Genomic DNA, 23,409 nt, shown 5'->3' with positions numbered 1-23,409 from the left:
GCGGCGCTGGCCGGGCCGGATGGCCGGCGGGCCATTCGGCGGCAGGAGGCCGCCTCAGGCGGTCTCACACGTCCAGCTCATAGACCTCGGCCGCCGCACGCGCCGCCGCCGTGCTGCCGGCGAGCGCCCGGTCCCATTCGGGGTTGGCGGCGCTGCGCGTCGGGCTGAGGCCGGTGGTCATCACCGCGATCTCCTCGGTGCCGGCGTCGAAATCGGCGACGCGCTGGCGCTGGGCGTTGAACAGCATCGCGGTGCTGGCACCGTCGGAGTCGATGATCACGAGGTACCGGGCCGGTGCTTGCATGGTGACCGCTCCGTGGGGTCGTGGACCAGGCGGCCAGTGTGCACCAGCCGGGCTCCTCAAGGCTTGCGGCAGCGGCGGTAGAAGTCCCAGTCGGCGCGGTAGGCGCTGGTCTGAACGCCCATCAGCCCGAGCACCGAATGGAAGTACTGGTCGTGCGACAGCGGCAGGTCCTGGCCCTGCCGCAGGCAGGCGGCGTCCAGCCCGGTGCTCTGGCGGAAGCCCGGGGAGAACCATCCGATCCAGGGCACATGCTTCTGTGCATCGGGCGCAATGGCGTAGGGCAGGCCGTGCAGGTAGAGGTTGTTCTCGCCCAGTGATTCGCCGTGGTCGGAGACGTACAGCAGCGCGGTGTCGTGCCCGGCGGCCTGGCCTTCGAGCCAGCGGATCGCGCCGGCCAGCAGGTGGTCGGTGTAGGCGATGCTGTTGTCGTAGGCATTCACCACCTCCTCGCGCTGGCAGTCCTGCAGCGCGGCGCTGCGGCATTCGGGCTGGAAGCGCTTGAAGGCGGCCGGCGAGCGCAGGTGATAGGCCGGGCCGTGGCTGCCCATCTGGTGCCACACCAGCACGATGCCGCGGGCGCGCCGCTCGGCCGGCAGGGCGGCGATGCGCTGGTCCAGGCCGTCGAGCAGGATCTCGTCGAAGCATTCGCCGTCGGGGCACAGCACGGGATGCTTCAGCGCGCTGGTGTTGACGTTGGGCACGCGGTCGCACACGCCCTTGCAGCCGGCCTGGTTGTCCAGCCACAGCACCGCGAGGCCTGCGTGCTGCAGCACGTCGACCAGCGTCTCGTGGTCCTGCGCGCGCTGCCCGTAGGCCTCGCGGCCGAGGTGCGAGAACATGCAGGGCACCGAGGCAGCGGTGCTGGTGCCGCAGGAGAAGGCCTGGCGCTGGCTGAAGACCTCCAGCGTGCCGAGCTCGGGCGTGGTGGGCCGGGCATAGCCGTTGAGCGTGAAGTGATCGGCCCGTGCGGTTTCGCCCAGCACCAGCAGCAGCAGCGGCGGGCGTGCCGGTGCGGCATTCGCCAGGGTGGCGTCCTGGCCCAGCGGCTGCAGCGTGCGGGGTCCGCCGCGGCGCGCCGGTGCCACCAACTGCCCCAGCGCGTACAGCGAGTTCAGCGGGTTCACCAGGTAGCGCAGCTCATGGTGGTTGCGCATGCTGGCGGCCAGCGGCTGGAAGATGGCCAGCAGCGCGGCCGCCAGCACCGCCAGTGCAGCGACGACGCCGAGCAGGTTGTTGCGCAGCTGCCGCGACCAGTGCGGCCACGCGATGGGCCGCCGCCACAGCAGCCAGATCGGCAGGCCGGCCAGCAGCAGCACGGTCAGCAGCATGCGCAGGCTCAGCAGGTCGCGGGTTTCGCGCAGGTCCGTCTGCAGCACGTTGATCATCATCGTGCTGTCGATCACCACGCCGTAGCTCAGCATGAAATAGGCGCCAAAGGCCGTGGCCAGCAGCAGCGCGGTGAGCACCGGCTTGTAGGTGACGCGCCAGGCCACCAGCGACAGCAGCAGCGCCATCACCGCGGCAATCGCCAGCGCGAAGCCGAGGGCGAAGCCGGCGCCGCGCCAGCCGTCGAGCAGCTGCGCCCGGTGCAGCGCCTGGCCCAGGGCCAGGTTGCCGGCGCTGGCCATCCACAGGCTGGAGTACAGGATCGATCGGGCGGGATGCGCGCCGCCGCGCGGGCCGTCGGCCGGCCGGCGCGTCGGGAAGAACCGGGTCATGGCAGTCGGGGATTGCCCTGGTACGGGGAAAGGCCTTGCTGCAGCCGCTGGAGCGGGCGCCACAGCGCATCCAGCGCCAGGGCGGCCCACCAGCACAGTGCAGCGGACCACAAAGTATGGCTCATGAAGTGAGCCCCTCGTAGCTGCTGGCCCATGCCCAGCACGAACCCGGCCAGCAGGGCCGCGGCCAGCCAGCGGCGGGCCAGCACGGGATCGGCATGGCGGAACGCGAAATAGCCGGCCACGAAGGCGAAGCCGGCCGACGCATGGCCGGCCGGGAAGCAGCGGCCGCTGCCGCCGTCCGGCGTGAGGAAACCCAGCCAGTGGGAGGCAGGCGGGATCAGGCCGCCAAAGTCGGTCAGGTCCCAGGGGCAGCTGGTGCCGTTGTGGTTCTTCACCAGCGACACCGTGATCACCGCCGCCAGGGTGCCCACCGCCAGTTGCAGCCGTTGCGACAGTGCCAGCCGGCGCAGCCAGCCGAACGGCCACCACACGCCCAGGCACAGCCCGAGCGCCAGCGTCCACGACAGCACGCGGCCGCCGCCATGCAGCACCTCGGCCAGCATCCAGTGCTCGCGCAGTGCAAAGCCGGCCGGGCCGCCGAACAGGCGCGCCAGCGGCATGTCCAGGTGGCCCAGTTCGCAGGCGGCCAGGGCCAGCGGCAGCGCGAGGTTCAGTCCAACGACGACGCGGTCTCTCTTATGGTTCTCTTGCATCGGCGCCCACCCTAGGCCCGCCTGCTTAAGCCACTCTTAACCTGGCCCGGCACCCGCACAATGCAGGCCATGCGAGTGTTGGTGGTCGAAGACGACGAAGGCATTGCCCAGGGCCTGCGCGCGCACCTGCGCCAGCACGGCTGCGTGGTGGACCTGGCCGGCACGCTGGCAGCCGCCTGGGCGGCGCTGCAGGCCGAGGCCTTCGACCTGGTGCTGCTGGACCTGGGCCTGCCCGACGGCGACGGCAGCACGCTGCTGCAGCGGGTGCGGCGCCAGGGCGGCGGTCGGCTGCCCGACCCGCACACGCCGATCCTGATCATGACCGCGCGGGACGAGGTGGCCTCGCGCATCGCGGCGCTCGACATGGGGGCCGACGACTACGTGGCCAAGCCCTTCGACAGCGACGAGCTGGCCGCGCGCATGCGGGCGGTGCGCCGGCGCGCAGCCGGCCGCGCCCAGCCGCAGCTGCAGATCGGCGACATCCGCATCGATCCCGCCACCCGCAGCGTCACCCGCGCCGGGGTGCCGGTGGAGCTCTCCGCGCGCGAATGGTCGCTGCTGCTGGCGCTGGCCGAGGTGCGGCCGCGCGTGCTGTCGCGCCAGCAGCTGGAGGAGCGGCTGTACGAATGGAACGGCGGCCCGGGCAGCAACGCCATCGAGGTGCACGTGCACTACCTGCGGCGCAAGCTCGGCGACGAGGTGATTCGCACGCTGCGCGGCGTCGGCTACTTCGTGCCGGCCGAGGCATGAGTGCCCTGGCTGCAGGGCAGCGCACGCTGTCGGGCCACCTGCTGGCCTGGGCGCTGGGCGCGCTGGCCGCCCTGTGGCTGGGCTTCGTGGTGGTGGGCTTCCGCACCGGCCAGCATGAGGCCGACGAGCTGACCGACGGCCACCTCGCCAGCGTGGCTGCGCTGCTGCTGAGCGAGGCGACCAACGACTTCGCCGATCCACGCCGGGTGATTCCCACCAGCGACGGCGACAACCTGCGCGCACACGACTACCAGCAGTCGCTCAGCGTCGTGGTGTGGGACGCCGGTGGCCACCTGATCAGCCGCACCGGCGATGCGCCGCTGCCACCCTTTGCCATCGCCGAGGGCTTTGCCACCCTCGAGCTGGGCACGCCGGCCGTGCCCTGGCGCAGCTTCGCCCGCTGGCGTGCGCCGGCGCATGACCGGCGCGTGATGGTGCTGCTGAGCGTGGCCGAGCGGGACGACCTGGCCTGGGACATCGGCACCCAGGTGGCCGAGCCGGGCCTGTGGGGCCTGCCGGTGGTGGCCTTGGTGCTGGGACTGGCGATCCGGCGCGGCCTGCGGCCGCTCGATGCGCTGTCGGCCGAGGTGCTGGCGCTGGACGTGCAGCGCGCCGCGCCACTGCAGCCACGGCTGCGGCACCAGGAGTTCGAAGCCGTGGTCCGGGCCATCGACACGCTGGTGGCGCGCTACCACGCCGCCCTGGCGCGCGAGCAGCAGCTGGCCAGCGAACTGGCGCACGAGCTGCGCACGCCGCTGGCCTCGCTGAGCCTGCATGCGCGCCTGCTGCGCGGCAAGACGGCCGATGAGGCCGAGCGCCAGCAGTCGCTGCAGCGCATCGAGCAGGACGCCCTGCGCGCGGGCCAGCTGCTGGGCCAGCTGCTGACGCTGGCGCGCGCCAGCCGCACCGAGCTGGCCGAGGCGGCGCAGCCCTTCGACCTGGCCGCGCTGGCGCGCCGCGTGGTGGCCGAGTACGCGCAGGCGGCGCTGGACGCCCGCCACGAACTGGTGGTCGAGGCCCCGCCCAGCTGGGGCCTGTCCGGGCATCCGGTGCTGATGGAGCTGGCCTTGCGCAACCTGATCGACAACGCGCTGGCGCACACGCCGCCGGGCACCTCGATCGCGGTGCAGCTGGACGCCGGCGAGCGCTGGCTGCAGGTCTGCGACGACGGAGCCCTGGCCGCGCAGAAGCCCGCGCCGGCGCCAGCGGCCCAGGGGGCGGCCGCCCGGCATGCGTTGGGCCTGGGGCTGGGCCATCGGGTGATCGACAAGGTGGCCGCGGTGCACGGCGGCCGGTTCGAGCAGCGGCCTGCGCCGGCCGGATTCAGCACCTGCTACCGCATCAGCCTGCCCTAGCCGGGCTCACATCAGCAGCGTCGAGCCCGGCGCCAGCAGCCAGCCCGGCTCGGGCGTGGCGGCGGCTTCCTGGGGCGGCAGCGCGTCGCCGTCCGGGCACAGGCCCATCAGGCTGATCGCGCGGTTCTGCATCGAGGCGGCATCCTCGTGGTCGCCGCAGCGGTCGAGCACGTCGCTCACGCGCAGCAGCACCTTCACCTCCCAGTGTGCGTCGGCGGTCTGGCCGGCCAGGCCGGCGGCCTCGAACGCATGGTCGCGGGCGCGCTCGCGTTCGGCACGGCCGGCATGGCGATCGTCTTCGTGGGTGGCCTGCTCGGCCTCGGCCGCGGCACAGCACACCTCGGCAAGTTCGCAGATCAGGTCGACCCGGGCATCGCTGCCGGGCAGCAGGCCGGCCCAGCGCAGGGCCTGGCCGAGGTAGGTCTCGGCCGGTCCGAAGGCACCCAGCGCCTTCAGGCTGCGCGCCACCTGGGCCAGCGCCAGGCTCATGCTGTTGGGCTGCTGCAGGCGCTCGGCCAGGTCCAGCGAGCGCATCGCCAGGCTCAGCGCCTCGCGGGCGAAGCCGTCGGGCAGGCCGGGGTCGGCGCGGTCGATCGGCAACGGGGCGGCGGGACGAGGCGAAACTTTCATGAACGGATGCTAGGCCGCGTGCCCGGCGCTGGCTTCCCCGCATCCCCGGGGGGCCTTCGTGACGGGCTTCACGGCCGACGCACCGGCTACTGCCACAGGCGGTAGACCCAGAAGGCTTCGTCCCGCGCGATGCGCAGGCGCAACTCCCGCGGGCTGAAGCCGGTGAAGCGGCGCGTCTCGCGGCACAGGTGGGCCTGGTCGGAATAACCCGCAATGGACGCGACATCGGCCCAGTCGACATGGCCTGCGGCATGGGCCGCGCGCACCAGCAGGAACGATTGCTCGGCGCGGCCGATGCCGAGCAGCCCGCGCAGCGGCTGGCCGGCCCAGGCCTTGAGCCGGCGCTCGGCCTGGCGCGTGCTGCGGCCCAGGCGCGAGCCGGCTGCCCGCAGGGCCAGGTGGCGGGCCCAGTCGGCATAGCGCAGCAGGCCACCGCCGCCCGGTTCCTGGCTGGCGGCCCAGCGCGCACCGAAGGCCTGCCACACCAGGGCCAGCCGCGCCGCGTCGTCCGGCGCCTGCTGCACCTGCTGCAGCAGGCCGTGCCATTCAGGCGCTAGCACCTCGTGCGCGTCGACGACGCGGTCGACCCACTGCTCGGGGTTCACGCCGGCCATCGCGGCCAGCGCATCAGGCATCAGCAGCAGCGTGAAGCTGTGCACCTCGCCCGGGTTCCAGCACAGCGTGGGTCCGCGCTGCGGCCCGCCGAAGACGATGGGCGGCAGCGGCCGGCCGACGGGCGGCAGGACCGCCGGCGGCTGCTCGGGGTCGAGGGCAATCCCGCTGCCGCTGAGGAACCAGGTCAGCCCGCACAGCGGCGAGGCGGGAAAGTGGTTGAAGCGCTGCTCCGCCGGCAGTGCGGCGCCCAGCGTGCTGCGGCGAAAGACGGCGCGCACGCAACGCGACAGCGCGGCGGGCGGCAGATCGAGATGCGCGGAGGTCGGCACGGCCCGCATTGTCGCCAACGCGCAGGTGTCGGATTCGTTCAAGACACCGCGCCGGCGCAGCCCTACGCTGCCGGACGTGTACCCGACCACCGCCTGAGCTTCGATGACGACCTTCGCACCCCCCGGCCCGGACACGGCCTGGTTCGGCCTGCCGCTGCTGCGGCGCATGGCCGCCGACTACCTCGGCTTCACGCAGGACCTGCAGCGCCGCCATGGCGACCTGGTACGCATGCGCCTGGGCTTCGAGCGCACCTACGACGTGTTCGCGCCGGACCTGGTGCGCGAGGTGCTGGTCGACAAGGCGGGCAGCTTCATCCGCTGGGAGCGCGGCATCGAGGTGTTCGCGCAGTCGATGGGTCGCAGCGTGCTGACCACCGAGGGCGAGACCTGGCAGCGCCAGCGCCGGCTGCTGCAACCGGTGTTCGCGGCGCGCCGCGTGGCCGGCTATGCCGCGACGATGGTGGCGGCCACGCAGCGGGCGCTGGACGCGCTGCCGCCAGAGATGGACGTCCAGCCGGTGGACATCGAGCACTGGTTCACCGGGCTGACGATGGACGTGATCATGCACACGCTGTTCAGCAGTACATCGGCGGCCGATGCGCGCGCGGTGGGCGCTTCGGTGCAGACGCTGTCGCGCGTGGCGATGCGCGAGATGTTCAGGCCCTGGACCCTGCCCGACTGGCTGCCGCTGCCGGGCAAGGCCGCGAAGCGGCGCGCGCTGCGGCTGCAGGACGGCCTGGTGTGGCGGCACATCCGGCAGCGGCAGCAGCAGGGCGCCGCGGCCGGGCACGACGACATCCTGGCGCACCTGCTCGCGGCACGCGATGGCGACGTGCGGCTGAGCGAGCGCGAGGTGCGCGACCAGTGCGTCACCATCTTCCAGGCGGGGCACGAGACCAGCGCCACCGCGCTGACCTGGTGGAGCTGGCTGATGGCCGCTCATCCTGCGTGCCAGCAGCGCGTGGCGGACGAGCTGCAGCGCGTGCTCGGTGGCCGCGCGCCGGGACACGACGACGTGGCCGCCCTGCCGTATCTGGGTCAGACCTTGAAGGAGGCGATGCGGCTGTACCCGCCGGCCGCCGGCCTGATGACGCGGCGCGCGATCGAACCGGTGACGATCGGCGGCTGGCCCTTGCCCAAGGGGGCGATGCTGCGCATCACGCCCTGGGTGCTGCACCACGACGCGCGCTGGTTCCCCGAGCCCGAGCGCTTCCTGCCCGAGCGATTCGGCCCCGGCGCGCCGGACCTGCCGCGTGGCGCCTACCTGCCCTTCGGCACCGGTCCGCGGGTGTGCATCGGCAGCCTGTTCGCCAGCACCGAGATGACGCTGGTGGCGGCGCTGCTGCTTCAGCGGTTCGAGCTGTCCGCCATGCCGGGCATGGCGCCCCCGCGGGCGGTGCTGAACGTCACCCTGCGGCCGGCCGAGCCCCTGCGGCTCCAGTTGCGCAGGCGCCAGCCCAGCATCGCGGCGACCAGCAGCGCATAGACCGACCATTCGCCGAAGTTGTGCTTGGCCGCGCGCATCCAGAAGAAGTGCAGCAGGCCCAGCAGCACGATGCCGTAGACCAGCTTGTGCAGCGTCTTCCAGCGCGCCGCGCCGAGCGCCTTGATCGCACGGTTGAACGAGGTGGCGGCCAGCGGCGCCATCAGCAGCAGCGCCAGCGTGCCGACCAGGATGAACGGGCGCTTGGCGATGTCGCGCAGGATGTCCTCGAGCACCAGGCTCATGTCCAGCCACGCATAACACAGGAAGTGAACGGCACCGTAGAAGAAGGCATACAGCCCCGCCATGCGGCGAAAGCGCGCCAGCGCGCTCCAGCCGCTGAGCTCGCGCAGCGGCGTCACCGCCAGCGTGATGCACAGCAGCCGCAGCACCCAGTCGCCGCTGCCGCGGATCAGCGCCTCGGCCGGGTTCGGGCCCAGCGCGTCGGCGAATGCGCCCCAGGCAAGGTGGGCGAAGGGCGCCAGGCCCAGCAGGAACAGCAGGGGCTTGGCGGCCGGGTGCAGCAGCAGCTTGTTCATCGGTGTGCGCTTGGCCGTGTGTTCAGTAGTTCTTTGCCAGGTCCAGCCCGGCATAGAGCTGGCCCACCTGGGCTTCGTAGCCATTGAACATCAGCGTGGGCTTGCGCTTGGCGAAGATGCCCCCGCCTTCACCGATCGGTCGCTCGGTGGCCTGGCTCCAGCGCGGGTGGTCGACATGCGGGTTGACGTTCGAATAGAAGCCGTATTCCTGCGCGGCGGCCTTGACCCAGGCGGTACGCGGCATCTTCTCGACGAAGCGGATCTTGACGATCGACTTCGCGCTCTTGAAGCCGTATTTCCAGGGCACGACCAGCCGCACCGGCGCGCCGTTCTGGTTCGGCAGCACCTCGCCGTACATGCCGAAGGCCAGCAGGGTCAGCGGATGCTGGGCCTCGTCCAGCCGCAGGCCTTCGACATACGGCCAGTCGAGCACGCGCGAGCCGACGTAGGGCATGGTCTTGGGATCGGCCAAGGTCACGAACTCGACGAACTTCGCATTGCCGGTGGGCTCGACCCGCTTGATGAGCTCGGCCATCGAATAGCCGACCCAGGGGATCACCATCGACCAGCCTTCGACGCAGCGCAGCCGGTAGATGCGCTCTTCCATCGGGCTGAGCTTGAGCAGTTCGTCGAGGTCGAAGACCTTGGGTTTGCGGACCTCGCCCTCGACCGCGACGGTCCAGGGCCGGGTCTTCAGTGTGTGCGCATTGCGCGCCGGGTCGGACTTGTCGGTGCCGAACTCGTAGAAGTTGTTGTACGAGGTGGCATCGGCCCGGGGAGTGGGCTTGTCCATCAGGATCGCGCCGGGCACCGTGCTGCGGGTGCCGGGCAGAGCAGCCAGCTTGTCCTGGGCCAGTGCATCGCGTGCGGCCCAGGCCGCCAAGGTGCTGCCGAGCGCACCGGCGGCCACCTGCTGCAGCCAGCGGCGGCGACCTTCGTAGGCGGCACGCGGTGTGATGTCGGAGGAAGTCGGGTGCACGAAGCCGTGCCGGTCGGAACGCATGTGGGGGTTACTCCTTGCTGCCGGGTAGTCGGTCGGACTCTGGCAGGCCTTACAGCGTTCCGCAGTCGGCACCAACAAAAAGGCCGGTCAGCGACCGGCCTTTGCTTCGGGATCGGGGCGCCGTTCAGCGCAGGCCGGCCATGTAGTCGGCCACCGCCTTGATCTCGTTGTCGCTGAGCTTGCTGGCAATGGCCATCATCTGCGGCGAATTGGCGCGCGCCCCGCTGCGGAAGGCGTTCAGCTGCGCCTCGGTGTAGTCGGAATGCTGGCCGGCCAGGCGCGGGTACTGCGCCGGGATGCCGGCGCCGTTGGGGCTGTGGCAGCCGGCGCAGGCGGGCACCTGCTTGGATGCAATGCCACCCCGGTAGATCTTCTCGCCCAGTTGCACGATCTGCTTGTTCTTGGAGAAGCCGGGCTTGGCCTGCTTGCTGGCGTAGAACGCCGCGACATTCTTCATGTCCTCCGGCGACAGCGGTGCGGCCATGCCGTTCATCACCGCGTTCTTGCGCTTGCCGGCCTTGAACTCATCGAGTTGCTTGAACAGGTAATCGGCGTGCTGGCCGGCGAGGATCGGGTTGGCGGAACTGCCGCGCGAACCATCCGCCGTGTGGCAGGCACCACAGACCTGCCCGGAGATCGCCTGCCCCTTGGCCAGATCGGGCTTGGCCGCGGCCGCATGGGTTTCGGCAGCGAGGGTGGGCGATGCCGGGAGAGCAACCACGGCGGCCAGCAGCGTCAGGGCAAGCAGCGACTTCATGTCGGAGGGACCTTGGGGTTTTGGGCAAACCCGACGATTTTACAATGCTCCATGCACGATACCCCCGCCGAGCCCACGCCGGAACAACGCGCCGCCCTGGCATGGACCCAGAGCGCCCGTTTCCTGACCACCGCCAGTCAGCTCAACCAGCTGCCGCCGCCCGGCCTGCCGGAGACGGCGTTCGTGGGTCGCAGCAATGCCGGCAAGTCCACCGCGATCAACCTGCTGGCGCAGCAGCGGCGGCTGGCCTTTGCGTCGAAGACGCCCGGGCGCACCCAGCACATCAACCTGTTCGAGCTGGGTCCGGCCGATGCGCCGGATGCGCGCTGGGCCGATCTGCCGGGCTACGGCTACGCCGCGGTGGCCCGCGATGCCAAGCTGCGTTGGCAGCAGGTGATGGCCGACTACCTGCGCAACCGTCATGCGCTGGCCGGCGTGGTGATGATGGTCGACGCGCGCCATGGCTTCACGGCGCTGGACCGGCAGCTGCTGGAGTTCGTGATGCCGCGGGTGGGCGTCGGCGAGGTCAAGCTGCTGGTCCTGCTGACCAAGGCCGACAAGCTCAGCCGCAACGAGGCGGCCCGTTCGCTGCAGCAGGCGCAGAAGGTGCTGGGCGAGATCGCCACCGAACATTCGGACATCGGCATCACGCTGTTTTCGGCACTTACGCGACAGGGCCTGGGCGACGCGGCCTGTACGCTGCGCGCATGGACGCCATCGACACCTTCCGCCTGACCCTGCCGCACGGCATCGAGCTGTCCTGCCGCGGGGCCGGCGCGCGCGATGCACGCCAACGCGTGCTGCTGCTGCACGGCTTCCCCGAGGCCGCCTTCGTCTGGGACGAGGTGATGGCCGCGCTGGCGCCGCAGGCGCGCTGCGTGGCGCCCAACCTGCGGGGCTACGAACACTCCAGCGCGCCGGCGGGCCTGGAGGCCTATCGCGCAAAGCACCTGGTGGCCGACCTGGCGGCGTTGATCGAGCAGCTCGGCGCGCCGATCGACGTGCTGGTGGCCCACGACTGGGGTGGGGGCGTGGCCTGGAACCTGGCCGCGCTGAAGCCGCAACTGCTGCGGCAGCTGGTGATCCTGAATTCGCCGCATCCGGGGGCCTTCCTGCGCGAGCTGCAGCACAACCCGGCCCAGCAGGCCGCCAGTGCGTACATGAACGAGCTGGTCAGGCCGGAGGCGGCTGCCCGCCTGGCGGCCAACGATTTCGAGCCGCTGTTCCGCACGCTGTCACGCTTCGGCCCGGCGGCGTGGCTGACGCCGGCCATGCGCCAGCGCTATCGGGAAGTCTGGGCCTGCGGCCTGGAGGGCGCGCTGAACTACTACCGCGCGTCGCCGCTGCGCCCGCCGACGCCGGAAGACCGCAGCCTGCTGGCGCTGCAGCTGCCGCCGTCGGTGGTCGAGGTCAGCGTGCCGACGCGCGTGCTCTGGGGCCTGGAGGACCATGCGCTGCTGCCTGCGCTGCTGGAGGGGCTGGCGCATTGGGTGCCGCGGGTCCAGGTGCAGCAGGTGGCGGGCGCGTCGCACTGGATCGTGCACGAGCGGCCGGACCTGGTGGTGGCGGCGATTCGCGCGGCGCTGGCAGACGCGGCCGGCGGGTAGCCCGCGCGCGGTCAGCGCGCCGGCGCCGGGTGCATCGCGCGCAGCACGCGGCCGGCGGCGCTGCGCACCAGCGAGCGTGGTGTCAGCACGTCGGCCAGCTGGGCCTCGAACAGCCGCTCGATCGCGCGCAGACGCAGCGCCCAGTGGCGGGCCGCGCTGGCGTCGCGCAGCAGCCAGCTCGCGCCGGTTCGGTCCACCCACAGCAGCTGCAGCAAGCGCCACTCGCTTTGCAGGTAGGCGCGCAGATAGCCGCCGGGCTGCAGGCTCAACAGGGCCGCCGGCGGTGCGGAAGCCGTGTGCGGCGGGCTGTCTTCGGGCATCAGCTCGGCCGGCACGGTGTCAAGCGTGCCGATGTCGATCGGCTCGCTGGTCTCGTCGACAGGCAGCTGGAGCTGGGTGATCTCCGGTTGCGCCACCAGCACCGCGCGGTCGAAGCTGTGACGCTCGAAGGCCGCGATGCGGCCGATCGCCCACTCGAAACGGGCGCTGTCGGCCGCGCCGTCGGCGACCAGGTGATCCACGAGCTGGCGCGCGAAATGGAGGCAGCGCTCGAGTTCGGCCACCTGCACGGTGGTCAACAGGAACGCCAGCCGGTCCATGAAGCGCCAGATGGGGTGGTCGTAGTCGTCCAGCATCGAGGTGTCCTGCACCGCGAGGCGCAAGGCCGTGGGCTGCAGGCGCAGCAGCAGGGGCACGCAGTCGGGCGGCACGGCCCGGTCGGACTGGATGGCGTCGAACAGGCGGGACAGCAGCTCGATCAGCTGCTGGTCCACCCGCGGGCCTGGCGCGGCAGCAGGACCTGGGGGGAGTTCGTCCAGGGGCATCGGCAGGCTGTCGCGAAGTTCCTGCAGCGATTGCGCGACGGTGATCGGCCCGCCATCGACCAGGGCCCCGATGCCGGCGCCCCGCAGCGTCGGCGTGACGACGATCGTGCGGTGGACCGCAGGCTCCACGCCCTGGTCTTCCAGCCGGGTGCAGGCGCCGGCATAGGACTGGCGCAAGGTGCGCGCCAGCGGATCGGCCGCATCGTGCAGGAAGGCGGCCTGGGCCGAGCGGCTCATCGGCAGCACCTGCACGCCGTCCCACAGCGCCCGCACGTAGGCCTCGGGGCGGAACGGGTTGCTGTCGCGTGCGACGTTGAAATCGCCGATCAGCGCCGAGGTGAAGGCCTGCAGCTCGCGCAACTCGAACTCTGCCATCGACTTGATGCGCTCGACGGCGCGCGAAACCTCGATGTCGGAATTCACCGCGTCTTCATCGATCAGTGCCAGCTCGAGTCGGGCAGGTGCGGCCGGCGCCGCGGGCGCGGCAGGCATCGCGCCCGCGGCACGCCCGCTGACTTCGCCTTGCACGTGGGTGCGCAGCGAACGAACCGCGCGGTTCACCAGGTCGCCGCGGTTCAATTGCAGCGTGCGGGCAGCTTCACCCGCGGTGTGCCGCGCATGCGGCCCCAGTGCCTGTCGCCACTGTTCCTGGACCGCATCGACCACCTGGTCGAACAGCAGCGGCGCGCGCAGCATCTCGTCTTCAACGAAGTCTTGCAGGGTCGGACGACGGTTCATCGGCAGGTACGGCTTTGCCGGCATTATCAATCGATCGTTGCTGCCGATGCCATCAAGTGAAACGGGCCACCCGAAGGTGGCCCGTCAGGGCAGGCGGCAGGCCTGCCCGGCAAGTGGAGCGTCAGCCCGGACTTACATGTCCATGCCCATGCCGCCCATGCCACCCATGCCGCCGCCAGGCATGGCGGGAGCTTCTTCCTTCGGCGCTTCGGCGACCATGCACTCGGTCGTCAGCATCAGCGAGGCCACCGACGCGGCGTTCTGCAGCGCGGTGCGGGTCACCTTGGTCGGATCCAGGATGCCCATCTCGATCATGTCGCCATAGGTGTCGTTGGCGGCATTGAAACCGAAGTTGCCCTTGCCTTCCAGCACCTTGTTGATCACGACGCTGGGCTCGCCACCGGCGTTGGCCACGATCTCGCGCAGCGGCTGTTCGATCGCGCGCAGCACGATCTTGATGCCGGCGTCCTGGTCGGGGTTGTCGCCCTTGATCGCGCCAACGGCAGCACGGGCACGCAGCAGCGCCACGCCGCCGCCGGCCACGATGCCTTCTTCAACGGCCGCACGGGTGGCGTGCAGCGCGTCTTCGACACGCGCCTTCTTTTCCTTCATCTCGACTTCGGTGGCGGCACCGACCTTGATGACAGCCACGCCGCCGGCCAGCTTGGCCACGCGCTCTTGCAGCTTCTCGCGGTCGTAGTCGCTGGTGGCTTCCTCGATCTGCACGCGGATCTGCTTGACGCGCGCTTCGATGTCGGCTGCGGCACCGTTGCCGTCGATGATCGTGGTGTTTTCCTTGGCCACTTCGACGCGCTTGGCCTGGCCCAGGTCGGCCAGCGTGACCTTCTCGAGCGTCAGGCCGACTTCCTCGGCGATGACCTTGCCGCCGGTCAGGATGGCGATGTCTTCGAGCATGGCCTTGCGACGGTCACCGAAGCCCGGGGCCTTGACGGCGACGACCTTCAGGATGCCGCGGATGGTGTTGACCACCAACGTGGCCAGCGCTTCGCCTTCGACTTCCTCGGCGATGATCAGCAGCGGACGACCGGCCTTGGCAACCTGCTCCAGCGTGGGCAGCAGGTCACGGATGTTGCTGATCTTCTTGTCGAACAGCAGCACGAAGGGGTTGTCCAGCAGCGCGACCTGCTTGTCCGGGTTGTTGATGAAGTACGGCGACAGGTAGCCGCGGTCGAACTGCATGCCTTCGACGACATCCAGCTCGTTGTTCAGGCTCTTGCCGTCCTCGACCGTGATCACGCCTTCCTTGCCGACCTTGTCCATCGCGTCGGCGATGATCTTGCCGATCGACTCGTCGCTGTTGGCGGAGATCGCGCCAACCTGGCTGATTTCCTTGCTGGTGGTGGTGGGCTTCGAAGCCTTCCTCAGCTCTTCGACCAGGGCCGTCACGGCCTTGTCGATGCCGCGCTTCAGGTCCATCGGGTTCATGCCGGCGGCCACGAACTTCATGCCTTCGCGGACGATCGACTGGGCCAGCACGGTGGCCGTGGTGGTGCCGTCACCGGCGTTGTCGCTGGTCTTGGAAGCGACTTCCTTGACCATCTGCGCGCCCATGTTCTGGAGCTTGTCCTTCAGCTCGATTTCCTTGGCGACCGAGACACCGTCCTTGGTGACGGTGGGGGCGCCGAACGAGCGCTCGAGCACCACGTTGCGGCCCTTGGGGCCCAGCGTGACCTTGACCGCGTTGGCCAGGATGTTCACGCCTTCGACCATGCGGTGGCGCGCGTCAGCGCCGAAGACAACGTCTTTTGCTGCCATGTTGTTTCTCTCCAGGAATCGGTAAGGGGGTAGCGGAATGCCGGGGTCGGATTACTTCTCGACGACGGCGAAGAGGTCTTCCTCGCGCATCACCAGCAGTTCGTCGCCATCGACCTTGACGGTCTGGCCGCTGTACTTGCCGAACAGCACGCGGTCGCCAACCTTGATGTTCAGGGCGACGAAATCGCCTTTGTCGTTGCGCTTGCCGGGGCCGACGGCCAGCACTTCACCCTGGTCGGGCTTCTCGGCGGCGTTGTCGGGGATCACGATGCCCGAGGCGGTCTTGGTTTCGTTTTCCAGGCGCTTGACGATCACTCGATCGTGCAACGGACGAAGTTTCATCACATCTCCTTTGATGTCGCAGTCAGCTGAAACAGGCAGGCGCTCGGTAAGTGAGCGCCTATTCGCATGTTTGGGATCGCTTGGCTGCCTTAGGCTGCCAGGCTTGTTAGCACTCAAGCCTGTCGAGTGCTAGCAGACGGATTATAGGGACGCGGCGGAGCGCTTCAAGGGGGGGCGCAGCAATCGCCGGTCAGTGCGCGCTGCCGTCCGGCGCGTCGTCCGGCCCGGGGGGCGCCGCGACCCGGTAGCGCTCGCTGGCCCAGGCGCCGAAGTCGACGCTTCGGCAGCGCTCGCTGCAGAACGGGCGCCAGGGGTTCTCGGGCGCGAATCGCGACGGCTGCCCGCAGGTGGGGCAAGGCACCTGGCGTGCGCCGTCAGGTGGCGACGTGCGGTGGATGCTCATGACGCGCTCAGGAACACAGGCTCAGTTCGAAGGCGCTGTCTTCGTTGGCCGGCCGCATGCGGCCGTCGGGCTCGCAGCGCATCAGCCGGATGGAGACCATCAGGCGGTGGCCGGTGATCTCCGGGATCAGGCCGGTCGTCTCGTCGATGCGCATGCGCAGCAACTGGTAGCTGCGGCCCTGCGGGAGACTTTGCTGGTACTGGCCGCCCGTGCTCATCACCTTGTGCGGGGCGCCGGCATCGCGCAGCAACTGCAACAGCACCTGCAGCGCCTCGGCCAGAGGCGCCAGCGCGGCCACCCAGCTGTTCAGGTCGGCCCGACGCTGGGCACCGTCCTTCTGCTGCCACGCATAGTAGGCGGGCAGGTCGAATTCGCAGGTGCCGCCGGGAATGCTGATCCGACTGCGCACGCTCATCAGCCATTCATTGTTCGACAGCGACTGTGCTGCCTTGCCGGCCTGGTGGTTCAGGCCGTCGAATGCATGATCGATGCGGGCGATCACCTGGTCCAGCGCTGCCTGCGAAACCTGCGGGCTGCCGCGGTAGGCCATCAACTGGGCCTTGTGCCGCTCCAGTTCCTTGAGCAGATCGGACTTGAGGTCGGCGCGGGCCGAGACATCCATGATCTCGAACAGCGTGACCAGCGCGAAGTGGTGGTCCACCGCGGCGTCGCGCGGCATCAGCTGTCCGAGCCGGTCGAAAAGATGCTCCAGCCGCAGCATCGTGCGGATGCTCTCGTTGAAGGGGTACTCGTACAGAACCAAGGGACGCTTTCTTGTCAGCCGGCGGCGGGAGGGCCGGCCACGTCGCGGGATTGTTTCACAGCCCCGGCGGCGGCTCGGGTGGCGGCACGCCCAGCCAGTGTTGCCACAGGTTCGCGACCTGTGACTGCAGCGATGCGAGTGACAGCCCTTCGTTGTGGATCATCGCATCGGCAATGGCTCGGCGCCGTTCGCGCGAAGCCTGCTGGGCGATGACGTGCCGCACCTGCGACTCGGCCCAGCCGGAGCGCGCGACCACGCGTTCGATCTGGACGGCAACGCTGCAGTCGACGACGAGCAGGCGGTCGCATCGCGCGCGCCACGCGCTGGATTCGGCGAGCAGCGGGACGTCGAAGACCACTACGCCGGGTGCCGCCTCGGCCTGCTGCTGCGCAATGTGGCCGATCAGCGGATGCAGGATCGCTTCAAGCCGGCGCTTGGCGTCCGGGTTGGCAAAGACCAGCGCGCGCATCTGCGCACGATCAAGTGCGCCATCCTGGCCGACGACCATGTCGCCGAACGTCTCCCGCAGTGCCGGCATGGCGGCGCCGCCGGCGGCGGTGATCGTGTGCGCGATCGCATCGGTGTCCACCAGAGTGGCACCCAGGTCCTGCAGCATGCCGCCGACCGTGCTCTTGCCGCTGCCGATGCCGCCGGTCAGTCCGACGCGCCAGCGTCGGCGCACTGCGTTCATCCCGGCATCCACAGGCGGCTGAGCTGCTGGCCATAGAACAGCGCTGCGACACCGCCGCCGGCCAGGTAGGGACCGAACGGGATTGGCACGCTGCGGCCATGCCCGCGCGCCACGATCATGAACACACCGATGCAGGCGCCGACGGCCGACGACAGGAGGATGATCGCGGCGAGCACTTGCCAGCCGAGCAGGGCGCCCAAACCCGCCAGCAGCTTGAAGTCTCCCTCGGCCATGCCATCGACGCGACGGATGAGCTTGTACAGTCGCGCAACGGCCCACAGCGAGAAGTAGCCGAAGAAGGCGCCAAGCGCTGCATCCGGCAGCGAGACCGGGATCCATTGCTGCCACGCTGCGACCAGGCCCAACCCGATCATCGGCAAGGTCAGGTCGTCGGGCAGCAACGTGGTGTCCAGGTCGATGAAAGCCGCGGCCACCAGCAGCGCCATCGCGAGGCAGTACACCAACGTCGCCGGGTTGGTGCCGAAGCGCCAGGCCACGGCCGCGAACAGGGCCGCCGTCAGCAATTCGATGATCGGGTAGCGCGCCGAGATCCGGGTGCCGCAGCCAGCGCAGCGGCCGCGCAGGCGAAGCCAGCTCAGTACGGGAATGTTTTCATGCCAGGCAATGGCGTGCCCGCACTGCGGGCAGCGTGATCGCGGGCGCGAGAGGCTCAGCGGCGGAAGCTTCTCGACCTCACCGGCCAATGACTGGCCGAACGCCGCAAGCTCCGACAGGCGTTTCGCGCCCTTGCCGAGCACACGTTGCATCGCCGCGCCGTCCTGCAGATAGGCAGCCGCGTCGCCCAGCCACTCGCGTTCCAGCAGCAAGGGTTTGCGATGGATCACGACGTTCAGGAAGCTGCCGATCATGAGCCCCAGCACGCCAAGGATCAGAGGCGACAGCAGCCACTCCCACGCCAAGCCTTGCATGGGCGATCAGACCACCGCGCCGAGCTTGAAGATCGGCAGGTACATGGATACCACGATGCCACCGATCAGCACGCCCAGGATTACGATGATGAACGGCTCCATCAGGCTGGACAGGCCCTTGACCATGTCGTCGACTTCTTCCTCGTAGAACTCGGCTGCCTTGCTCAGCATGTGGTCGAGCGAGCCGGCTTCCTCGCCGATGGCGGTCATCTGCAGGACCATGTTCGGGAACACGCCGGTCGACTGCATGGCGGTCGTCAAGGCGGACCCGGTCGAGACGTCGCGCTGGATCGCCTGGGTGGCCTCGGCATAGACTGCGTTGCCAGATGCGCCGCCCACCGAATCCAGCGCTTCCACCAGCGGGACACCCGCGGCGAACATGGTGGCCAAAGTACGTGTCCAGCGCGCGATCACCGACTTGTTGATCAGCGATCCGAAGACCGGTATGCGCAGCAGCAGGCGGTCCATCGCCATCTGCATCTTGGCCGATCGCTTCCAGGTCTGGAAGAACATGTAGCTGCCGCCGATCAGCACACCGAAGATGATGTACCAGTAGGAGACGAAGAACTCGCTCATCGCGATCACGAACAGGGTCGGCGCGGGCAGGTCGGCGCCAAAGGACTTGAACACATCCTTGAACGCCGGGATGACCTTGATCATGATCACCGTCAGCACGATGAACGCGACGACGATCACCGAGATCGGGTACATCAGCGCCGACTTGATCTTGCTCTTCAGCGCCAGCGTCTTTTCCTGGTAGATGGCCAGGCGATCGAGCAGCGCTTCAAGAATACCGCCGGCTTCGCCGGCCTCGACCAGGTTGCAGTAGAGCCCGTCGAAGTGCATGGGGTGCTTGCGGAAAGCGGCGGACAGGCTGGTGCCGGTCTCCACATCGGCACGAATCTCATTGAGCAGCCGGGTCAGCCTTGGATTCGTTGCGCCACGGGCCACGATGTCGAAGGACTGCAGCAGCGGAACACCGGCCTTCATCATCGTTGCCAACTGGCGTGTGAACAGCGCGATGTCCTTCTGCTTGACCGAGCGGCCGCCGGTGGTGCGGCGCTTCTTCAGCTTGGTCAGCAGGATGCCTTGGCGACGCAGGCTCGCGCTGACGGCGGCTTCCCCGCCAGCGCGCACTTCTCCGCGAACCACTTTGCCGTTCTTGTCGCGGCCTTCCCACTCGAACACCATTTCCTTGATGTTTCTTGCGGCTTGTGCAGTCGCCATGGCTACTCCAGCTTTCGGATGTCACGCGCCAGACCTTGGGGCCGGGCGCTCATTCATTGGTGGCTGCGATCACTTCCTCGAGCGACGTTGCCCCGAGGCGGACCTTCACCAGGCCCGACTGACGAAGATCGCGCACACCGTCCTTGGTGGCCTGTTCGGCAATGTCGATCGCGGTGCCCTCGGCCAGGATGATGCGTTGCTGCGCCTCTGTGATCGGCATGACCTGGTAGATGCCGACCCGGCCCTTGTAGCCCGCATTGCAGGCCGAACAGCCGACCGCGCGATAGGGCTTCCAGCTGCCGTCGAGGTCTTCCGGCCGATAGCCTGCACGCAGCATCGCCTCGCGCGGGTATTCAGCCGGCTGCTTGCAGTTCTCGCACAAGCGCCGCACGAGGCGCTGCGCCGTGATCAGGATCACGCTGGACGCGATGTTGAAGGGCGCGACACCCATGTTGGCCAGGCGCGTCAGAGTGGTCGGTGCGTCATTGGTGTGCAGTGTGGACATCACCATGTGCCCGGTCTGTGCAGCCTTGATCGCGATGTCGGCCGTTTCCAGATCGCGGATTTCGCCGACCATGATGATGTCGGGATCCTGACGCAGGAAGGACTTCAGCGCGGCGGCGAAATTCAGCCCCGCCTTGTCGTTCACGTTGACCTGGTTGATCCCGGGCAGGTTGATTTCAGCCGGGTCCTCCACGGTCGAGATGTTCACGCCGGGCTGATTCAGGATGTTCAGGCAGGTGTACAGCGAGACGGTCTTGCCTGAGCCGGTGGGGCCGGTGACCAGCACCATGCCATAAGGCCGCACGATGGCGGCCAGCAGGCGCTCTTTCTCGATCTTCTCGTAGCCCAGGGCCTCGATCCCCAGTCTGGCGCTGGACGGATCCAGGATACGGATCACGATCTTCTCGCCAAACAGCGTCGGCAGCGTCGAGATGCGGAAGTCGATGGCCTTGCTGCCGAACTTCAGCTTCATGCGGCCGTCTTGCGGCACCCGCTTCTCGGAGATGTCGAGTCGGCTGATGACCTTGATGCGCGAGGCCAGCTTTTCCTTGATCGCGATCGGCGGCTGGGTGATTTCGCGCAATTCGCCATCGACCCGGAAGCGCACGCGGTAGATGCTCTCGTACGGCTCGAAATGCAGGTCGGACGCGCGCATGTTGATTGCGTCGATCAACATCTTCTGCAGGAAGCGCACGACCGGCGCATCCTCCACATCCGACACGACCTCCGTCGTTTCGGCCGTCGCGTCTTCCTCGGTGACGTCGAACTCGAAGTCGCTGCCTGCGATGTTCTCGAGCGTCTCGTTGGCGCTGGCGCCCTGCGACTCGAGCATGCGGGCGAGCTTGTCGTACTCGACGATCACCCATTCCGGCGACAACTGGGTCGCGAACTTGATGCGTTCGCCGGCCTCCTGGTCGGTGGGGTCCGCCCCGCCGATGAACAGCCGGCTACCACGCTTGGCCAGCGCGACGACCTGGTACTGCTGCGTGAGCTTGTTGTCGATGATGCCCTTGGGCATCTTTTCGGCATCGACGGCGTTCAGGTCAACCAGCGGCACCGACAGCGTGGACGACAAGGTGTGCGCCAGATCGGCAGCCGAGACCGCCCCCGAGGCGATCACCGACGCGACGAAGCCAATCTTGCGCTCCGCGGCGATCTTCGACAGGTCTTCGGCAGCCTTGGCGCTCAGTTTGCCGGCGTGCACCAGCACTCTGGCAACGCCGGAGAGGCTCGACTGAGGGCTATCGACCAATGTATCCACGCGGCTTTCGGACAGGCTGAGACTGTGGCGATCAGAGCATGATCACCGATCCCTTGCGCACTGTAAACCGAAGAAGCAGTACCTTCCGAGCCCAGTTCACGCAAGGTTACTGCTGCACGACCGCGTCCTCGCATGAACGACGCGCTGCCGACAGCCAACATCGGAACCAGGGAAGATGACCAGGAAAACTGGTCGGGGTGAGAGGATTCGAACCTCCGGCCTCTACGTCCCGAACGTAGCGCTCTACCAGGCTAAGCTACACCCCGAAGTGGCAGGTTGTGCAACGCTGAAATCAGCGCGTGGTACCTGCCGTCTTGTCGATCAGGACGATCTCTCGACTGACCGAACACATAATTCTAGCAGAGCTTTTTTGGCTTCTGATTCCGGCAGCGCTTGCAGGCATCGGCGGGCCTTGTCCGCCTCGGCGCGCGCGGCCTCACGCGTGGCGGCCAGAGCGCCGGTCTCGCGGACGACGGCGATCACCTCCGGCAGGCGCTCGGTCTCGCCGTGCTCGATGGCGTGGCGAATCATCTCGCGCTGGGCGCTGCTGCCCCGTTGCATGGCCAGCAGCAGCGGAAGGGTCGGCTTGCCCTCGCGCAGGTCGTCGCCGACGTTCTTGCCAAGCGCGCTCGTGTCGCCTTCGTAGTCCAGCAGGTCGTCCACCAGCTGGAAGGCGGTGCCCAGCGAGCGCCCATAGTCGGCACAGGCCTCCTCCAGGGCAGGGCTGGCATCGGCCAGGACGGCCCCCAACTGTGCGCTGGCCTCGAACAGCTTGGCCGTCTTGTAGCGGATGACCCGCAGATAGTCGTCCACCGAAATATCCGGATCGTGCATGTTCATCAGCTGCAGCACTTCGCCTTCGGCAATGACGTTGGTTGCGTTGGCGAGCACGTCCAGCACGCGCATGCGCTCGACGCTGACCATCATCTGGAAGGCCCGCGAGTACAGGAAATCGCCGACCAGCACGCTGGCGGCGTTGCCGAACAAGGCATTGGCTGTCTGGCGGCCGCGTCGCAACGAAGACTCGTCGACGACGTCGTCATGCAGCAGCGTTGCGGTGTGGATGAACTCGACCGTGGCGGCCAGTTCGTAGCGCGCCGGCCCCTCATGGCCCAGGGCGGCGGCAAACAGCAGCACCAGCCGCGGCCGAATGCGCTTGCCGCCCGCGCTGACGATGTAGTGGGAGATCTGGTTGATCAGCGCCACCTCGGAGGCCAGGCGGCGGCGGATGACCTCGTCGACCTGCTGCATCTCGGCAGCCATCGGATCGGCGACAGCCAGCGAAGGAGCAGAAAGATCGGTCACGTTGCGGGTGCTGAAGTCAGCGGGAAATTATAGGGAGCGGCCATCTGGCGCCATCTGACACGGCGCCCATTGCCGGGCTCGGGTGGAAGTCCCGATGGTCATGCTAGAATTTTCGGTTCCTTCGGCCTCATGGGGTTCGGGGGAGCTTCAAAGTCATTCGCACCCTTTGCAAAAGAGGCACATATGTACGCGGTCATAAAAACCGGTGGCAAGCAATACAAGGTTGCTGCCGGCGAAAAGATCAAAGTAGAACAGATTGCTGCGGACGTGGGCCAAGAGATCACCATCGACCAGGTTCTGGCTGTCGGCAACGGCGCAGACCTGACGGTCGGGACTCCCTTGGTGGCCGGCGCCAGCGTGAAAGCCACGGTGGTTGCACATGGCAAGCACGACAAGGTGCGCATCTTCAAGATGCGTCGCCGCAAGCACTACCAGCGGCACGGTGGCCACCGCCAGCCGTACACCGAAATCCAGATCGGCGCCGTCAGCGTCTGAGCGCACTCCAGGAGTTCTGAACCATGGCACAGAAAAAGGGCGGCGGCTCGACTCGCAATGGCCGCGATTCGCAACCCAAGATGCTGGGCGTCAAGGCCTTTGGCGGTGAGACGGTCTCGGCAGGCTCGATCATCGTGCGGCAGCGCGGAACCAAGTTCCACGCCGGCGTGAACGTCGGTATGGGCAAGGACCACACGCTGTTTGCGCTGGTCGATGGCCAGGTCAGCTTCGGCGTCAAAGGCGCGCTGAACCGCCAGACGGTCAACATCACCCCGGTCTGACATCTTCGTCAGGCGGTGAGTTCGAAGCCCCGGCCCGCCGGGGCTTTTGTTTTGCCCGATCAGC

24 protein-coding genes, 1 tRNA gene and 1 pseudogene are annotated in these 23,409 nt (G+C 68.5%); 7 read left to right on the top strand and 19 right to left on the bottom strand.

All coding sequences use genetic code 11. The annotated features are described in order from the left end of the window. Window positions 1-64: 64 nt before the first annotated feature. Genes ACILR4_RS08280 through ACILR4_RS08270 form a run of 3 tightly spaced genes read right to left on the bottom strand, consistent with a single transcriptional unit; the run spans window position 65 to window position 2,738 of the window. Window positions 65-304, bottom strand: a complete 240-nt coding sequence (locus ACILR4_RS08280; protein WP_395700366.1) for a hypothetical protein — start codon at window positions 302-304, stop codon at window positions 65-67. Between the two features lie 56 nt (window positions 305-360). Beyond that, on the bottom strand, window positions 361-2,022 hold the full coding sequence (locus ACILR4_RS08275) for a phosphoethanolamine transferase (RefSeq protein ID WP_395700365.1): 1,662 nt from the start codon (window positions 2,020-2,022) through the stop codon (window positions 361-363). Then, the gene (locus tag ACILR4_RS08270) at window positions 2,019-2,738 is read right to left on the bottom strand and encodes a phosphatase PAP2 family protein (RefSeq protein ID WP_395700364.1); all 720 of its coding nucleotides are present in this window, start codon (window positions 2,736-2,738) and stop codon (window positions 2,019-2,021) included. Before ACILR4_RS08270 ends, ACILR4_RS08275 begins: the two co-directional genes overlap by 4 nt. A 69-nt stretch (window positions 2,739-2,807) precedes the next feature. Between ACILR4_RS08270 and ACILR4_RS08265 the strand changes: the two genes are divergently transcribed. Beyond that, window positions 2,808-3,488: a response regulator transcription factor gene (locus tag ACILR4_RS08265; protein ID WP_395700363.1), complete on the top strand. Its 681-nt coding sequence runs from the start codon at window positions 2,808-2,810 to the stop codon at window positions 3,486-3,488. After that, window positions 3,485-4,843, top strand: a complete 1,359-nt coding sequence (locus tag ACILR4_RS08260) for a histidine kinase dimerization/phospho-acceptor domain-containing protein (protein WP_395700362.1) — start codon at window positions 3,485-3,487, stop codon at window positions 4,841-4,843. The genes ACILR4_RS08265 and ACILR4_RS08260 overlap by 4 nt, the downstream gene beginning before the upstream one ends. Before the next feature lie 6 nt (window positions 4,844-4,849). On the opposite strand, the gene ACILR4_RS08255 is transcribed toward ACILR4_RS08260, so the two are convergent. Beyond that, complete coding sequence (locus ACILR4_RS08255; RefSeq protein WP_395700361.1) at window positions 4,850-5,473, bottom strand: hypothetical protein; 624 nt, start codon at window positions 5,471-5,473, stop codon at window positions 4,850-4,852. Window positions 5,474-5,559: 86 nt separating this feature from the next. Further along, window positions 5,560-6,417 carry a helix-turn-helix domain-containing protein gene (locus ACILR4_RS08250; protein WP_395700360.1) on the bottom strand — a complete coding sequence of 286 codons (858 nt, stop codon included), beginning with the start codon at window positions 6,415-6,417 and terminating at the stop codon, window positions 5,560-5,562. Window positions 6,418-6,520: 103 nt separating this feature from the next. On the opposite strand from ACILR4_RS08250, the pseudogene ACILR4_RS08245 reads away from it, so the two are divergent. Then, window positions 6,521-7,780, top strand: a pseudogene (locus ACILR4_RS08245) (cytochrome P450); the annotation flags it as partial. Here ACILR4_RS08245 and ACILR4_RS08240 read toward each other — a convergent pair. The 3 genes from ACILR4_RS08240 to ACILR4_RS08230 all read right to left on the bottom strand — a co-directional run bounded on the left by ACILR4_RS08240 (window position 7,765) and on the right by ACILR4_RS08230 (window position 10,199). Further along, window positions 7,765-8,439, bottom strand: coding sequence for a sulfite oxidase heme-binding subunit YedZ (locus tag ACILR4_RS08240; RefSeq protein ID WP_395700359.1), 675 nt, complete (start codon window positions 8,437-8,439; stop codon window positions 7,765-7,767). The pseudogene ACILR4_RS08245 and the gene ACILR4_RS08240 sit on opposite strands and share 16 nt — an antisense overlap. 22 nt (window positions 8,440-8,461) lie before the next feature. Continuing rightward, entirely contained in the window at window positions 8,462-9,442 is a 981-nt protein-coding gene (gene msrP / locus ACILR4_RS08235) for a protein-methionine-sulfoxide reductase catalytic subunit MsrP (protein ID WP_395700358.1), read from the bottom strand. A 124-nt stretch (window positions 9,443-9,566) separates the two neighbouring features. Continuing rightward, entirely contained in the window at window positions 9,567-10,199 is a 633-nt protein-coding gene (locus ACILR4_RS08230) for a c-type cytochrome (protein WP_395700357.1), read from the bottom strand. Window positions 10,200-10,250: 51 nt separating this feature from the next. Here ACILR4_RS08230 and yihA point away from each other — a divergent pair, with 51 nt between their 5' ends. Then, window positions 10,251-10,934: a ribosome biogenesis GTP-binding protein YihA/YsxC gene (gene yihA, locus ACILR4_RS08225; protein WP_395700356.1), complete on the top strand. Its 684-nt coding sequence runs from the start codon at window positions 10,251-10,253 to the stop codon at window positions 10,932-10,934. Continuing rightward, a complete protein-coding gene (locus ACILR4_RS08220) occupies window positions 10,907-11,806 on the top strand; it encodes an alpha/beta hydrolase (RefSeq protein ID WP_395700355.1) in 900 nt (299 codons plus the stop codon). The genes yihA and ACILR4_RS08220 overlap by 28 nt, the downstream gene beginning before the upstream one ends. 11 nt (window positions 11,807-11,817) lie before the next feature. Here the strand turns inward: ACILR4_RS08220 and ACILR4_RS08215 are convergent, their stop codons facing one another. From ACILR4_RS08215 to ispB, 11 genes are all read right to left on the bottom strand, one after another. After that, on the bottom strand, window positions 11,818-13,368 hold the full coding sequence (locus ACILR4_RS08215; protein WP_395700354.1) for a DUF1631 family protein: 1,551 nt from the start codon (window positions 13,366-13,368) through the stop codon (window positions 11,818-11,820). A gap of 132 nt (window positions 13,369-13,500) precedes the next feature. After that, window positions 13,501-15,144, bottom strand: coding sequence for a chaperonin GroEL (gene groL, locus ACILR4_RS08210; RefSeq protein ID WP_395700353.1), 1,644 nt, complete (start codon window positions 15,142-15,144; stop codon window positions 13,501-13,503). A gap of 51 nt (window positions 15,145-15,195) precedes the next feature. After that, window positions 15,196-15,486 (bottom strand): co-chaperone GroES, encoded by a 291-nt coding sequence (gene groES, locus ACILR4_RS08205; protein ID WP_009856121.1) that lies wholly within the window; start codon window positions 15,484-15,486, stop codon window positions 15,196-15,198. A 190-nt stretch (window positions 15,487-15,676) separates the two neighbouring features. Then, on the bottom strand, window positions 15,677-15,889 hold the full coding sequence (locus tag ACILR4_RS08200; protein ID WP_395700352.1) for a DNA gyrase inhibitor YacG: 213 nt from the start codon (window positions 15,887-15,889) through the stop codon (window positions 15,677-15,679). Window positions 15,890-15,896: 7 nt separating this feature from the next. Beyond that, on the bottom strand, window positions 15,897-16,652 hold the full coding sequence (gene zapD, locus ACILR4_RS08195) for a cell division protein ZapD (protein ID WP_395700351.1): 756 nt from the start codon (window positions 16,650-16,652) through the stop codon (window positions 15,897-15,899). Between the two features lie 55 nt (window positions 16,653-16,707). Next, window positions 16,708-17,343, bottom strand: a complete 636-nt coding sequence (coaE, locus tag ACILR4_RS08190) for a dephospho-CoA kinase (protein WP_395700350.1) — start codon at window positions 17,341-17,343, stop codon at window positions 16,708-16,710. Then, window positions 17,340-18,272: a prepilin peptidase gene (locus ACILR4_RS08185; protein ID WP_395700349.1), complete on the bottom strand. Its 933-nt coding sequence runs from the start codon at window positions 18,270-18,272 to the stop codon at window positions 17,340-17,342. The genes coaE and ACILR4_RS08185 overlap by 4 nt, the downstream gene beginning before the upstream one ends. Before the next feature lie 6 nt (window positions 18,273-18,278). After that, the gene (locus ACILR4_RS08180; RefSeq protein ID WP_395700348.1) at window positions 18,279-19,499 is read right to left on the bottom strand and encodes a type II secretion system F family protein; all 1,221 of its coding nucleotides are present in this window, start codon (window positions 19,497-19,499) and stop codon (window positions 18,279-18,281) included. 49 nt (window positions 19,500-19,548) lie between these two features. Further along, entirely contained in the window at window positions 19,549-21,264 is a 1,716-nt protein-coding gene (gene pilB / locus ACILR4_RS08175) for a type IV-A pilus assembly ATPase PilB (RefSeq protein WP_395700347.1), read from the bottom strand. 189 nt (window positions 21,265-21,453) lie between these two features. Continuing rightward, window positions 21,454-21,530: transfer RNA gene (locus ACILR4_RS08170), tRNA-Pro, on the bottom strand. 55 nt (window positions 21,531-21,585) lie between these two features. Next, a complete protein-coding gene (gene ispB, locus ACILR4_RS08165; protein WP_395700421.1) occupies window positions 21,586-22,527 on the bottom strand; it encodes an octaprenyl diphosphate synthase in 942 nt (313 codons plus the stop codon). Between the two features lie 225 nt (window positions 22,528-22,752). On the opposite strand from ispB, the gene rplU reads away from it, so the two are divergent. Together rplU and rpmA are read left to right on the top strand one after the other, a co-directional pair. After that, window positions 22,753-23,064 carry a 50S ribosomal protein L21 gene (gene rplU / locus ACILR4_RS08160; RefSeq protein ID WP_395700346.1) on the top strand — a complete coding sequence of 104 codons (312 nt, stop codon included), beginning with the start codon at window positions 22,753-22,755 and terminating at the stop codon, window positions 23,062-23,064. A gap of 23 nt (window positions 23,065-23,087) precedes the next feature. Then, window positions 23,088-23,345: a 50S ribosomal protein L27 gene (gene rpmA, locus ACILR4_RS08155; protein ID WP_395700345.1), complete on the top strand. Its 258-nt coding sequence runs from the start codon at window positions 23,088-23,090 to the stop codon at window positions 23,343-23,345. Window positions 23,346-23,409 lie beyond the last annotated feature (64 nt).

Source organism: Aquabacterium sp., from assembly GCF_044226965.1.
GTDB lineage: Bacteria > Pseudomonadota > Gammaproteobacteria > Burkholderiales > Burkholderiaceae_C > Pseudaquabacterium.
The sequence above is the reverse complement of the archived record's forward strand: the minus strand, read 5'-3'. Positions and strand labels throughout refer to the sequence as shown.